11 protein-coding genes are annotated in these 12,752 nt (G+C 67.7%); 3 read left to right on the forward strand and 8 right to left on the reverse strand.

The features are described from left to right. Window positions 1-202: 202 nt before the first annotated feature. Both MMB92_RS14230 and MMB92_RS14235 read left to right on the forward strand, forming a co-directional pair. Window positions 203-484, forward strand: a complete 282-nt coding sequence (locus MMB92_RS14230) for a hypothetical protein (protein ID WP_240464489.1) — start codon at window positions 203-205, stop codon at window positions 482-484. Between the two features lie 230 nt (window positions 485-714). Next, window positions 715-1,482, forward strand: a complete 768-nt coding sequence (locus tag MMB92_RS14235; RefSeq protein WP_012493339.1) for a glycosyltransferase family 25 protein — start codon at window positions 715-717, stop codon at window positions 1,480-1,482. Between the two features lie 197 nt (window positions 1,483-1,679). Here the strand turns inward: MMB92_RS14235 and MMB92_RS14240 are convergent, their stop codons facing one another. The 7 genes from MMB92_RS14240 to MMB92_RS14270 form a co-directional block, all read right to left on the reverse strand. Beyond that, window positions 1,680-3,125 carry an NAD-dependent succinate-semialdehyde dehydrogenase gene (locus MMB92_RS14240; protein ID WP_006482793.1) on the reverse strand — a complete coding sequence of 482 codons (1,446 nt, stop codon included), beginning with the start codon at window positions 3,123-3,125 and terminating at the stop codon, window positions 1,680-1,682. A gap of 153 nt (window positions 3,126-3,278) precedes the next feature. Then, window positions 3,279-4,583, reverse strand: a complete 1,305-nt coding sequence (locus tag MMB92_RS14245; protein ID WP_205672035.1) for a cytochrome c — start codon at window positions 4,581-4,583, stop codon at window positions 3,279-3,281. Between the two features lie 15 nt (window positions 4,584-4,598). After that, the gene (locus MMB92_RS14250) at window positions 4,599-6,818 is read right to left on the reverse strand and encodes a xanthine dehydrogenase family protein molybdopterin-binding subunit (RefSeq protein WP_006494851.1); all 2,220 of its coding nucleotides are present in this window, start codon (window positions 6,816-6,818) and stop codon (window positions 4,599-4,601) included. A 1-nt stretch (window position 6,819) separates the two neighbouring features. After that, window positions 6,820-7,275 carry a (2Fe-2S)-binding protein gene (locus MMB92_RS14255; RefSeq protein WP_006494852.1) on the reverse strand — a complete coding sequence of 152 codons (456 nt, stop codon included), beginning with the start codon at window positions 7,273-7,275 and terminating at the stop codon, window positions 6,820-6,822. Window positions 7,276-7,425: 150 nt separating this feature from the next. Continuing rightward, window positions 7,426-7,725: a putative quinol monooxygenase gene (locus MMB92_RS14260; RefSeq protein WP_006482784.1), complete on the reverse strand. Its 300-nt coding sequence runs from the start codon at window positions 7,723-7,725 to the stop codon at window positions 7,426-7,428. A gap of 93 nt (window positions 7,726-7,818) precedes the next feature. Continuing rightward, window positions 7,819-8,877 carry an NADP-dependent oxidoreductase gene (locus MMB92_RS14265; protein WP_006482783.1) on the reverse strand — a complete coding sequence of 353 codons (1,059 nt, stop codon included), beginning with the start codon at window positions 8,875-8,877 and terminating at the stop codon, window positions 7,819-7,821. Between the two features lie 234 nt (window positions 8,878-9,111). Beyond that, complete coding sequence (locus tag MMB92_RS14270; protein ID WP_006482787.1) at window positions 9,112-9,732, reverse strand: TetR/AcrR family transcriptional regulator; 621 nt, start codon at window positions 9,730-9,732, stop codon at window positions 9,112-9,114. 304 nt (window positions 9,733-10,036) lie between these two features. Between MMB92_RS14270 and MMB92_RS14275 the strand changes: the two genes are divergently transcribed. Then, window positions 10,037-11,608 (forward strand): hypothetical protein, encoded by a 1,572-nt coding sequence (locus MMB92_RS14275; protein ID WP_077021731.1) that lies wholly within the window; start codon window positions 10,037-10,039, stop codon window positions 11,606-11,608. Window positions 11,609-11,690: 82 nt separating this feature from the next. Here MMB92_RS14275 and MMB92_RS14280 read toward each other — a convergent pair whose 3' ends face one another. After that, entirely contained in the window at window positions 11,691-12,710 is a 1,020-nt protein-coding gene (locus MMB92_RS14280) for a DNA-binding protein (RefSeq protein ID WP_077176942.1), read from the reverse strand. Window positions 12,711-12,752: the final 42 nt, after the last annotated feature.

Consider the following 12,752-nt stretch of genomic DNA (forward strand, 5'->3'; position numbering starts at 1 on the left):
ATGTCACCAGAGCTGTTCGGTGCATCGTCGGCTCCATGATCTGACGGGGAACCGGCAAGCTTACCGAGGTCCAAATGCGACATTTCTAAATGGCTAGAACACGACATTTCTAAAAAGCTACTACAACCAAATATTGTGATAATTCACGTTATGTAAAATTGAGTCGCTAGCGAAAACCGGTAGTTCACCGCCCGCAACGCCTATGAATGCCGCCGCCTGCCGTCACGGCGCGCAAGCCGATTTGCTCACGCTCACCGATGGCCTGTCTATCGCTCGAAGCGCCCAAACACTCCGCTGCTGCATTCGCACCGTGCGGAACTACGTCGCCGGCCGCTCGCCGATTCCGCGGCATTGCCCCGAAGTCCTGCGCCTGCTGGTGCTCGAAGCGCACAGCACAGCCCATGAATCGGCGGCAGCCTGCACGCGCGTCAACCCGCCGTCGCCGCTACGCGCGAACATCCGCGCTGGACGTTCCGCTCGATGAAATGCTGCCATGAGTCGGTGTTCATGCACACGTTCGCGACCGCGCTCGCCAAGTGGCGCGCTCGCGCTGGATCTACCGCGCGCATGGCATTCTGAGCCGCCCTGGACCGGCATCGATCCACCCGCAGATACCGCCGAAATATTTGAGCTGCCGACGCAGGAAGTTCGGGCGTTGTAACGCGTGTGATATCTTCCGACCAAACGCTTTCAATTATTACGGGGTTATTTCGCATGACACGGGGTCTGTCATACGTCTGCATTTCACTCGCGCGCGCACACGATCGCCGCGCAGGAATGGTCGAGGAATTCGCGAAACAAAATATCAATGCGCGCTTCTTCGACGCCTTCGAACTCAAAGGCTGCGGCCACGGTATCCCCGGGTACGACACCGGCGCCCGCCTTCGCCGTTACGGCTGGCTGCTGTCACCGGGCGAACTCGGTTGCTATCTCAGTCATCGCGCTGTCTGGCGACAACTTGTGGAGTCGGGGAGCAACGCGTGCTGCATCATGGAGGACGACGTGGCGTTACTGGATGGCTTCAAATCCGCGACCGAAGAACTGTACGCCACGCGCGAGCACTGGGACATGGTGCGATTGATGTGGCTCAACAGACGCGAGCAAACCGAATACGCACACCTGTCGAGCGGTACAAAGCTGATGTGGATGGAAAGCCCGGTCGGTTTGCAGTGCTACATGATCACGCGCGAAGCAGCCGAAGCCATGCTCGATTACACGTCCAGGATTTTGCACGCCATCGATATCGCGTTCGATCGCAATTGGGAACACGAGCAGCGGATGTTTGTCACTGAACCGCAATTCGTCCAGGACACCGGCGCACCGACCACGATCCTCGATCGCTCAGACGCCCGCACGCTCGTACAACGGCTGAAAGCCAAATATCACCGGAAGGTCGATCGTATAGCGGCACGCGCGTACGCCAAGAAGCACCGTCCGTCGAGTCCGATAACGCTTGACGAGCGAAAAACGATTGACGCGTGAGACCTGCGATTGAAAGCGACGGCACCCGGCGCGTCGGGCGCCGTCGCCAGTCCGGGCGATCATCGAGCCGGCCCCGCCCACGCTGGACCGGTATCGAGGCGCCGACCGTCGCCCATGAACGGCGACCAACTGGCATCGAGACATCCGCAAAGCGGGCGCGCCGCACGCATCACGGCGCGCCCACACTCAACCGACCGTCAGACGGCCATCACCGTCACCGACTTCGTGACGAGATACGGCTCCAGCGCTTCCGGCCCGCCTTCCGACCCGTAGCCGGAATCCTTCACGCCGCCGAACGGCATTTCCGGCCACGGCGTCGCCGGCTGGTTGATCCACAGCATCCCGACTTCGAGGCGCTGCGTCAGCAGATGCACGTTCGCGAACGAACGCGTGAACGCGTAGCCGGCCAGGCCGAACGGCAGACGGTTCGCCTCGGCGATCGCCTCCTCCAGCTTGTCGAAACCGCGAATCGCCGCAACGGGGCCGAACGGCTCGTTGTTGAACACGTCCGCTTCGAGCGGCACGTTCGCGATCACGGTCGGTGCGAAGAAGTTGCCTTCCGCGCCGATCCGCTCGCCGCCGGTTTCGATGCTCGCGCCGACCTTGCGCGCGTTGTCGACGACCGACGCCATCGCGGTCAGGCGCCGCGGGTTCGCCAGCGCGCCGAGCGTCGTGCCTTCCTCGAGGCCGTTGCCGACCTTCAGACCTTCGGCGTGCTTGACCAGCGCGCGCGTGAATTCGTCGCGGATGCTGTTGTGCACGAGGAAGCGCGTCGGCGAAATGCACACCTGCCCGGCGTTACGGAACTTCGCCCCGCCGGCGGCCTTCACCGCGAGCGCGACGTCCGCGTCCTCGGCGACGATCACCGGCGCATGGCCGCCCAGTTCCATCGTCGCGCGCTTCATGTGCTGGCCCGCGAGCGCGGCCAGTTGCTTGCCGACCGGCGTCGAACCCGTGAACGTGACCTTGCGGATCACCGGGTGCGGAATCAGGTACGACGAGATTTCAGCCGGATCGCCGTACACGAGGCCGATCACGCCCGCCGGCACGCCCGCATCGACGAACGCGCGCAGCAGCGCGGCCGGCGATGCCGGGGTTTCTTCCGGCGCCTTCACGAGGAACGAACAGCCGGTCGCGAGCGCGGCGCTCAGCTTGCGCACGACCTGGTTGACCGGGAAATTCCACGGCGTGAACGCCGCGACCGGGCCGACCGGCTCCTTCACGACCGTCTGCTGCGCGCCGAGGTTGCGCGGCGGCACGATCCGGCCGTACACGCGGCGGCCTTCGTCCGCGAACCATTCGATGATGTCGGCCGCCGACAGCACTTCGACGCGTGCTTCGGTGAGCGGCTTGCCCTGCTCCTGCGTCATCAGCTGTGCAATCGTGTCCGCGCGTTCGCGCACCAGCGCGGCCGCCTTGCGCATCGTCGCCGCGCGCTCGTGCGCGGGCACCTTGCGCCATGCCTCGAAGCCGCGCTGCGCGGCGGCGAGCGCGCGGTCGAGATCGGCGATGCCCGCGTGGGCCACCTTGCCGATCGGCTTGCCGGTCGCCGGGTTCACGACGTCGATCGTCTTGCCGCTCGCGGCGTCGACCCACTCGCCGTCGATCAGCAGTTGCGTATCCGTATAAGTCACGTTAGCCATCCAGACACCCCTACATTGCGTCGATAAAACGCGCGCTGCCGCGAACGGCCACGCGCCGGTTGACAGAAAAAGCCGAGCCGCCGGGGCAGGCACGCACCCGGCGGCATCGACGGCAGGCACGCCGGCCTGCCCTCGTTTCGCGGCGCGCCGCGCTCAGTGCGCGGCCGCCGTCGCCTTGCGGAGTTTCGCGACGTCCGCCGCCTGCACGGCCGGCGCGCCGTTGTTCCAGCCGGCGCGCATGAACGTCAGCACGTCGGCGACCTGCTGGTCGTTCAACTGGTTCGAGAACGCCGGCATCGGATACGCGGACGGCACGCCACCGATCACGAGCGTGTCGCTGCCGTTCAGCGTCACGTTGATCAGCGACGATGCATCGGCCTCGAGCACGTTCGGATTGCCGGCGAGCGGCGCGAGCAACGGTGCATAGCCGCGCCCGTCCGCCCCGTGGCAATGCAGGCAGTAAGCGTTATACACCTTCGCGCCCGGATCGGCTGCCGGCCGGCCCAGCGCGACCTGCGTCGCCTTCGGATCATAGCGGTACGGCGGCGCGCCCGTGCCGCCTGCCGCCGGCAGCGATTTCAGGTAGCGCGAGATCGCCGCCAGATCGTCGTCGGTCAGTTCCTGCGTGCTGTGGTTGATCACGCTCACCATCGAGCCGAACGCGGTCGCGTGCTGGTTCGCGCCGGTCTTCAGGAACTGCGCGACGTCGGCCTCGTTCCAGCGGCCGAGCCCGGTGTTGTGCTCGCCGGTCAGGTTCGACGCGAACCAGTTGTCGATCGACGCGCCCGACAGGAACGCCGCGCCGCTTTCGTCGAGCGCCTTCTCCTGGAAGCCGACACCGCGCGGCGTGTGGCACGACCCGCAGTGCCCGAGCCCCTGCACGAGATACGCGCCGCGGTTCCACATCGCGTCCTTGGCCGGCTTGTCCGCGTACGGCGTCGTGTCGAGGAACACCGCGTTCCACAACGCGAGCGGCCAGCGCATGTTGAGCGGCCACGGGATGTCGGACGGCCGGTTCGCCTGCTTCACCGGTTCGACGCCGTGCATGAAGTACGCATACAGCGCCTTCACGTCGTCGTCCTTCAGCTTCGCGTACGACGGATACGGCATCGCCGGATACAGGTTGTGACCGTCCTTCGCGACGCCCTTGCGCAACGCGCCGGCGAAATCCGCTTCGGTATAGCCGCCGATACCAGTGTCCGGGTCGGGCGTGATGTTGGTCGTGTAGATCGCGCCCATCGGCGTGACCATCTTCAGGCCGCCCGCGAACGGCGTACCGCGCGGCGCGGTATGGCACGCGACGCAGTCGCCGGCTTTCGCGAGATACGCGCCGCGCGCGACGAGCGCGCTGTCGGTGGGCGCCGGCTGCGCGGCATGCGCGGCCGTGCCGATCACCAGAGCGGATAGCGCGAGCAGCGACGCGCGGAGCGTGTTCAGGTTCAGGGTGAGATATCGCATGGTCGTCCCCTCCCCTCAGGCCGTTTTCAACTGGTTGCCGACCGGCAGCTTGCGCAGCCGCGTGCCGGTGGCCGCGAAGATCGCGTTCGACAGCGCCGCCGCGGTCGCGGCCGTGCCCGGCTCGCCGATCCCGCCCGGCGCTTCGCCGCTTTTCACCAGGTGGACTTCGATTGGCGGCACCTCGTTGATGCGCATCATCCGGTAGTCGGTGAAGTTGGTCTGCACGACGCGGCCGTCCTCGATCGTGATCTCGCCGTACAGCGCGCCCGTGATCCCGAAGATGATGCCGCCCTGCACCTGCGCCTCGATCGTGTTCGGATTGACGAACATCCCGCAATCGACCGCGCACACGGCGCGCTTGACCTGCACCTCGCCGCCGTCCACCGCGACGTCGATGACGATCGAGAAGAAGCTGCCGAACGCGTGCATCACCGAGACGCCGCGACCTTGCCCCTTCGGCAGCGGCGCGCCCCAGCCGGCCGCCTTCGTCGCGACGTCGAGCACGTTGCGGGCGCGCGGCGTCTTGTCGAGCAACGCGCGGCGGTATTGCACCGGGTCGGTCTTGGTCTGCGCGGCCAGTTCGTCGATGAAGCTCTCGACGACGAACGTGCCGCGCGTCGGCCCGACGCCGCGCCAGAACGCGGTCGGCACGTGGCGCGGCTCCTGGCGCACGTAGTCGACGAGCTGGTTCGGCAGGTCGTACGGCAGTTCGGCCGCAACCTCGACCGCGTCGGGATCGACGCCGTCCTTGAACGCGGGCGGCGCGAAGCGCGCCATGATCGACGAGCCGACGATCCGGTGCTGCCACGCGACCGGCTTGCCGTTCGCGTCGAGGCCGGCGGAGATCTTGTCGTAGTAGCACGGCCGGTACATGTCGTGCTGCACGTCTTCCTCGCGCGTCCAGATCACCTTCACCGGCGCGTTGACCTGTTTGCCGACCTTCACGGCCTGGCCGACCATGTCGGTTTCGAGCCGTCGGCCGAACCCGCCGCCGAGCAGGTGGTTGTGCACGACGATCTTGTCCGGCGGCAGCCCGGTCAGTTGCTGCGCCGTGTCGCGTGCGCGGGTCGGCACCTGCGTGCCGACCCAGATCTCGCAGCCGTCGCCGCGCACGTGCACCGTGCAGTTCACGGGCTCCATCGTCGCGTGGGCGAGCAGCGGCTGTTCGTAGACGGCGTCGACGCGCGTCTTCGCGTTCGCGAACGCCTTGCCGACGTCACCCTCCTTGCGTGCGACCGCGCCCTTGCCGTTCGCCGCCGCCTGCGCGAGATCCGCGAACAGATCCTTCGTCGACACCTTCGCGCCCGCGCCTTCGTTCCACTTCACGACGAGCGCCGACGCACCGCGCTTCGCGGCCCACGTGTGATCGCCGACCACCGCGACCGCGTTGTCGACACGCACGACCTGGCGCACGCCGGGGATCTTCCTCGCGGCCGTGTCGTCGACGCTCGCGACCGTGCCGCCGAACACCGGGCTGTTCACGATCACCGCATACAGCATGCCGGGCAGGCGCACGTCGAGCCCGAACTGCGCGGTGCCGTCGACTTTCTCCGGCGAATCGAGGCGCTTCGCGGGCGTGCCGATCAGCTTGAAATCCGCCGGCTGCTTCAGCGCGACGTCCTTCGGCACCGGCAGCTTCGCCGCGGCGTCGGCCAGCTGGCCGTACGATGCGCGCCGGCCGCTCGGCGGATGCTGCACCTCACCGTTCGCCGCGCGGCAAGTGGCAGGATCGACGTTCCATTGTTTCGCGGCGGCCGTGACCAGCAGCGTGCGCGCGGTGGCGCCCGCGCGGCGCATCGGTTCCCACGCGTAGCGCACCGACGTCGAGCCGCCGGTGAGCTGGCCGCCGAGCAACGGATCGAGGAACAGTTTCTCGTTCGGCGGCGCATGATCGAGCGTCACGCTCGACAGCGGCACTTCGAGTTCTTCCGCGATCAGCATCGGCAGCGCCGTGTAGACGCCCTGCCCCATCTCGACCTTCGGCATCACCAGCGTGACCTTGCCGGCGCGGTCGATCTGCACGAAGGCGTTCGGCGCGAACACGCCGGGCGCCGCGGGTTCGGCCGCGTCGCCGCCAATCACCGAACGGCGTGCATCGTCGCCCGCGGCCGGCAGGCTGAAGCCGAGCAGCAAGCCGCCGCCGGCCGCGGCACCGAGCGACATGCCGAGTTTCAGAAACCCGCGGCGCGACACGCCCGCGCCGGCCCGGCCTGCTTCGAGGAGTCCTCGCGACATGTCAGGCCTCCTTCGCGGCTTGCTTGACCGCGGCGCGAATCCGGTTGTACGTGCCGCAGCGGCAGATGTTGCCGGCCATGGCCGCGTCGATGTCGGCGTCGCTCGGGTTCGGGTTCGATGCGATCAGCGCGGTAGCGGCCATCACTTGCCCCGACTGGCAGTAGCCGCACTGGACGACGTCGAGCTCGCGCCAGGCCTGCTGGACCTTGTGGCCGGCCGGCGTCGCGCCGACGGCTTCGATCGTCGTGATCTTGCGGCCCGCGACCGCGGCGACCGGCAGCACGCACGAACGCGCGGCGACACCGTCGAGATGCACGGTACACGCGCCGCATTGCGCGATCCCGCAGCCGAACTTGGTGCCGGTGAGGCCGACGACGTCGCGCAGCACCCAGAGCAAGGGCATGTCGTCGGGGGCGTCGACCGAGCGGTTTTCGCCGTTGATGTTGAGGGTGATCATTCAGCCTCCGGGGCCGTTGTATTGGGGAAGCGGCGCGAACGAGGCGCGCTGCGCCGTGTGGTCGTCGTCATCGCCGTTGCGTCGTGCGCAACGGGTGCCGCGCGGCCCGGGTGCGGGCGGGCCGCGGCGGTGGTGTGGCGTGCTGCGTCGTTACTCGGCCACGTCGATGCCCGACAGCACCTTGATGACCGGCGGTGCGGTGAACCAGTCGGCCGACTTCGTGCGGAATTCGCCGAAATACGGGCTCGCGAGGTGTGCGTCGAATGCCGCCTGATCGTCGTAGATCTCGTACAGATGCAGGTTCGGCGAACCGTCCTGTTCGCGGAACAGGTCGTAGCGCCGGTTGCCCGGTTCGGTGCGCGTCTTGGCGACCATGCTGCGCAGCTCGGCCTCGGCGGCCTGCGCGTGTTCGGGTTTCAGGAACAGCGAAGCAATCACGTGAAGCGCCATTTTTTCACTCCTTTGCAAACGGAAACGAGCATGCCACAAGCCGGCGTCGAGCGACGCCAGCGTGCAACGGTGGTAGGTGGTCGAGCGGAGGGATCAGGCCAGCTCGTCCGGGCCCACACGCACGACGACCTTGCCGAAATTCTTGCCGGCGAGCAAGCCGATCAGCGCTTGCGGCGCGTCGGCGAGATCGGGGACGACGTCCTCGAGCGTCTTCACCTTGCCCTGCGCGACCCATTCGCTCATGTCCTTCAGGAACGGCGCATAGCCGCTCGCATAGTGATCGAGGATGATGAAACCCTGCACGCGGATGCGCTTGCGCAGGATCGCCCCCATCAGCGCCGGCACCCGATCACGGCCGGTCGACAGCGCCTTGTCGTCGTAGGCCGCGTCGTTGTAATGCGCGATGATCCCGCAGACGGGCACGCGCGCATGGTCGTTCAGCAACGGCCACACCGCATCGAACACCGCGCCGCCAACGTTCTCGAAATAGACGTCGATGCCGTTCGGGCACGCGTCCTTCAGCTTCGCGGCAAACGCCGGATCGTGGTGGTCGACGCATGCGTCGAAGCCGAGCGTGCCGGTCACGTACGCGCACTTGTCGGCGCCGCCCGCGACGCCGACCACGCGGCAACCCTTCAGCTTCGCGATCTGGCCGACCACGGCGCCGACCGCGCCGCTCGCGGCCGCGACGACCACGGTTTCGCCGGCCTTCGGTTCGCCGATCTTCAGCAGCCCCGTGTACGCGGTGAAGCCCGGCATGCCGAGCACGCCGAGCGCGTACGACGGATGCGCGAAGTCGCGGCCGAGCGGGATCAGGTCGCGTCCGTCGGACAGCGCGTAGTCCTGCCAGCCGGCTCCGGCGACGACCAGATCGCCTTCGCGAAACGCCGGCAGGTTCGACGACACCACGCGGCTGACCGTGCCGCCGACCATCGGCTGGCCCAGTTCGGCCGGCGGCGCATACGACGGCGCGTCGCTCATCCGGCCGCGCATGTACGGGTCGAGCGACAACCAGACGGTGCGCAGCAGCACCTGACCGGGGCCGGGCACCGGCACGTCACTCGTTTCGGCGCGGAAGTTGTCCGGCGTCGGTGCGCCGACCGGGCGCGAATTCAGGATGATCTGGCGGTTTGCGGTCTTGCTTTGCGGCATGTGAGCCTCCGTCAACAGGAATGAACGTGCTTCGTGGGCACGATCGGATCAGGGATGGACCAGCAGGAAGTGCACGCCCGTGGCGGCATCGGCGGTCGGGCCGGTGCGCTCGCAGGCAGGCGGTGGGAACGATCGGGACAGCGTAACGCAGCGTGAAGCGTTCGTCATGAAGGATTGAGTAGACCAGTCGTCTAGAATCAGGGCAAAAACAAGGCGCGCTCAGGCGCGCCCGGATTACGACTGCGCTCCGTCGTGCGCGGCCGGCGGCAGGTTCAGCATGCGCCGCGTTTCGGCCATCGCCCTTTCGAGCGGTTTGCGGTTGCGGTGAATCTTTTCCAGCAGCGTCGCGCCCAGCCACAGCTCGTACAGGATCGCGGCCGTGTACGACGGATCGTCGACGCCGCTCAGCGACCCGTCGGCGAGCCCGCCTTCGATGCCGCCCGCGAGCCGCTCGATGATCTGGCTGGTGCCGCGCCGCAATACCGCGCGCATCGCTTCCGACAGATCCGACACTTCCGCGCCGAGCTTCACCGCGAGGCACTTGCCTTCCGGATCGTCCGCGCATTGCGTGTGCAGCCAGTTGCCCCAGTACGTCATCAGGCGCTCGGCGCCCGTGCCGGCCTGGTGCTTGAGCAGGTTGTCGAGATGCGCGAGATAGCCTTCGAAATACGATTCGAGCAGCGCTTCGCCGAATGCCTCTTTCGAGCCGAAGTAATGGTAGAACGAGCCCTTCGGGATGCCCGCCGCGGCGAGAATCTCGTTCAGACCGACCGCCGAAAACCCCTTGTGGAGCATGATCGGCTTCGCGATGTTCAGGATGTGCTGGCGGACTTCGGCGCCTGAAGATGCATTCATGATGGCGTATGGTAGCAACGATTAGACCGGTCGTCTAGTAACGTCGAACCGGCATGTTGAGCGGCACTTTACCCGATCCCCGTCGCGCACCCAATGCCTGGCCGGCGCTCCCCTCGCCCGCCCGGGCCGTCCGCGCGCGGCGCGTCACATCGGCGACTCGGTTTCGTCGCAGGCATTTCATCGATCTCCCGCATAAATACGCGCGGCGCATGTGCCGGCGACCGCGAGGACGCAGCCGGCATTGCACACGTGTGCAATGCGCCGGACCGTTACCGCCTCTCGAACCCGTGACCAGGAACGCCCCATGACCGCTTCGAAACCCGTCCGCCCGACCGCGCCGAACCGCCGGCGCTTCATCCAGCGCGGCGCCGCGCTGACCCTGTCGCCGCTCGTCGGCTCGCTGGCTGCCTGCGGCGGCGACGGCAGCCCGGCCGCCGCGTCGTCGTTCGCCGCCACCGGCGCCGCCGATACGTCCGCCCGCAGCTACGGCATCGGCGATCGCTCGATCACGATCAACGTCGTCAACGCGATTCCGTCGACCACGCTCGCGTTCGGCAATGCGGCGAGCCAGAGCGGCTCGACGCCGCAGGCGTCGCAAAGTTTGATCGCGACCGGGCAATCGACCGCCGTCAGCGCGTCGAACAGCTGGGGCGATTGCACGGGATCGTTCAGCCTCGCCGGCGGCGACGCATCGTTCGCGATCGCGTACACGCATCCGTTCGGGTCGCAGCCGACCACCGTCAGCGTCACGCCGTCGGCCGGCTACGTGTCGGGCGCCGACGCCGCGACGTTTCCCGGCCACGACTCGGTCGCGAATCTCAACCTGTATCGCGGCGTCGCGACCGCGAACGGCGCATGGGTCGTCCCGCTCGCGCAACTCGCGACGCCGCCGGCCAACAACTGCCAGGATTTCGCGAACAGCATGTTCGGCAGCAACGTGCGCACGGCCGCGGCGATCCGGTCCGCGTATCAGGGCACGGGCTCGCTCGGCTACGTGCCGCCCGCCGACTTCACCGGCGGCCAGCTCGCGGGCTTCGTCGCGCAATGGGTGCGACGCTGGCAGGACGGCGCGTCGTACACCGTGCTGCCCGGCGCCGATGCGCAATTGATCGATGCGCTGAAGCAGTACGTGTCGAGCGCGTCGAACGCGGGCCCGCTGACGATGTGGGTGCCGCAGATCGCGTGGCAGGCCGGCTCCGACCCGGCGGTTTTCTCGCTGACCGGCTATTGCGCGTTCCCGTTCGTCGACGCGCAAGGCAACTGGAACGCGGCCACGCTGTCCGCGTTCCTGACGCTGCTGGCGGCCGGTTCGCACCTCGTCGCGATCAGCGCGACCAGCGACCTGCCGGCGGGCGTCACGATGCAGGCCTTCGACAGTTTCATGGGGGCGAGCGGGCTGGCGACGTCGACGGATATCGGCAATTCGCACTACGCATCGGTCGTGAACACGACGGGCCGCTATTACCTGAGCGTCGGCAACGATTTCGCGCCGGCGAATTGCGGGCTGATCCTGTCGTTCCTGTACGGGCGCACGGTGAACAACCTGCTCGCGGGCGCCAGCACGTACAACACGTTCATCCAGCTCGAAGGCTGGCAGGCCGGCGGCTCGCGCCACAACGCCGACTACGCGACGTATCAGCAGACGTTGTGGAACATCTCGACGTACGGCGCATCCGCGTACAGCGAGAAGCGCGCGACGTCGATCTTCCTCGCGCCCGCCGGCTGGACGCCGCAGGTCTATCAGACGACGCGGATGATGCCGTACGTCGGCGCGTATGCGCAGTCGAACGGCACGCCGCAAGGCTGGCTGAACACGTCGCTCGTGACGATTCCGGCGGACGCGCCGCCGCTGCCGTCGCGGTATGTGGGGAGTTGAGCGGGGCGCAGCGGCCGGCGGTCGGTCGGGCCGGCCGCTCGCGCCACGTCGCTTCGCGCATGCGGCGCCGATCGGCCTGCAGTCAGCGCGGCGCTTCGTCGGCGCGCTTTCTCATGCGTGCCCGCCGCTCGCTCCGTTCGGCGGCCGGGACGGCCTTGACGCCGCGCAACGGCGGCCGGCGCACGAGCGCCGCCATCTCGCGCCTCAGCGCGTCGAGCTCGTTGCTGCGCGCCGCATCGGTCGCCAGGGCGCCGTCGAGCTGCCCCTGAAGCACGCCGCAGCGATGCAACGCGTCGCCGAGTTGCGCCTGTAGCGCGGCCATGTCCTTCCGCTGCTGCGCATCGCGCTGTTCCGCGCGCGATGTCGCTGCGTCGAGTTCCTTTTGCAATCGTGCGGCCGCGAGCCGCTCGCGATCGATTTCCTGAAGCGCCCGCTTCTCCGATGCGCGCAGGCGCGCCTCGGCGCGGCCCGCGTCGTCGCGCAACCGGTCGAGCTGGGTGGTGAAATCCGCGCGGGCTTCGGCGAGTGCGCGATCGGCCTCCGCGTTGTCGGCTGTCAGGCGTTCGATATCCGCTTGCAGCGCTTGCCGCGATGCATCGTCCGCCGCCCTCGCCTGCTCCAGTTCCTGAATGCGGACCTGCGCGGCCAGCAGCGCGGTCGTGCGTTGCTCCAGCGCGGTTTCGGTGCGGGCCAGTTCGGCCTGCAACGTCGCGACTTCCGCTTGCGCCGCGGCCCGCTGGGCTTCGACTTCCGCGCGCAGCGAGTCGAGTGCGGCGGCCGCCTCGGTACTCGACCGGTTCCACAGCGCCGCGACCAGTTCGCCTGCCGCGGCCTGCAGATCGGCCGGCAGGTCCGGGTGCTCGATGCGCACGCGGCTCTTTTCCCGCAGCTCGGCCCAGAACTCGGCCAGGACGGCCGTCGGCGTGCTCATGCTGCCCTTGCGGACGAGCTGGTACAGGCGGTTCGCCGTCGGCGTGATGCCGAAGCGGAAGAACAGCAACGCGCAGGCTTCGCGGTACAGCTCGCGGGTTTTCGGGAAGTCGGCCTTGAGGCGCTCGATTTCGGCGGTCAGGCGGGGTTCGTCGGCGGCGAGATCGGACATGGCGGGGTTTCGTCGGGAACTTGATAAATAATATAACGTAAA

The sequence above is a fragment of the Burkholderia sp. IO2 genome, from assembly GCF_029522185.1.
GTDB classification, from domain to species: domain Bacteria; phylum Pseudomonadota; class Gammaproteobacteria; order Burkholderiales; family Burkholderiaceae; genus Burkholderia; species Burkholderia cenocepacia.

Coding starts and splice junctions, on each gene's coding strand:
- MMB92_RS14230 (WP_240464489.1), top strand. CDS start 203: ATGAATGCCGCCGCCTGCCGTCACGGCGCGCAAGCCGATTTGCTCACG.
- MMB92_RS14235 (WP_012493339.1), top strand. CDS start 715: ATGACACGGGGTCTGTCATACGTCTGCATTTCACTCGCGCGCGCACAC.
- MMB92_RS14240 (WP_006482793.1), bottom strand. CDS start 3,125: ATGGCTAACGTGACTTATACGGATACGCAACTGCTGATCGACGGCGAG.
- MMB92_RS14245 (WP_205672035.1), bottom strand. CDS start 4,583: ATGCGATATCTCACCCTGAACCTGAACACGCTCCGCGCGTCGCTGCTC.
- MMB92_RS14250 (WP_006494851.1), bottom strand. CDS start 6,818: ATGTCGCGAGGACTCCTCGAAGCAGGCCGGGCCGGCGCGGGCGTGTCG.
- MMB92_RS14255 (WP_006494852.1), bottom strand. CDS start 7,275: ATGATCACCCTCAACATCAACGGCGAAAACCGCTCGGTCGACGCCCCC.
- MMB92_RS14260 (WP_006482784.1), bottom strand. CDS start 7,725: ATGGCGCTTCACGTGATTGCTTCGCTGTTCCTGAAACCCGAACACGCG.
- MMB92_RS14265 (WP_006482783.1), bottom strand. CDS start 8,877: ATGCCGCAAAGCAAGACCGCAAACCGCCAGATCATCCTGAATTCGCGC.
- MMB92_RS14270 (WP_006482787.1), bottom strand. CDS start 9,732: ATGAATGCATCTTCAGGCGCCGAAGTCCGCCAGCACATCCTGAACATC.
- MMB92_RS14275 (WP_077021731.1), top strand. CDS start 10,037: ATGACCGCTTCGAAACCCGTCCGCCCGACCGCGCCGAACCGCCGGCGC.
- MMB92_RS14280 (WP_077176942.1), bottom strand. CDS start 12,710: ATGTCCGATCTCGCCGCCGACGAACCCCGCCTGACCGCCGAAATCGAG.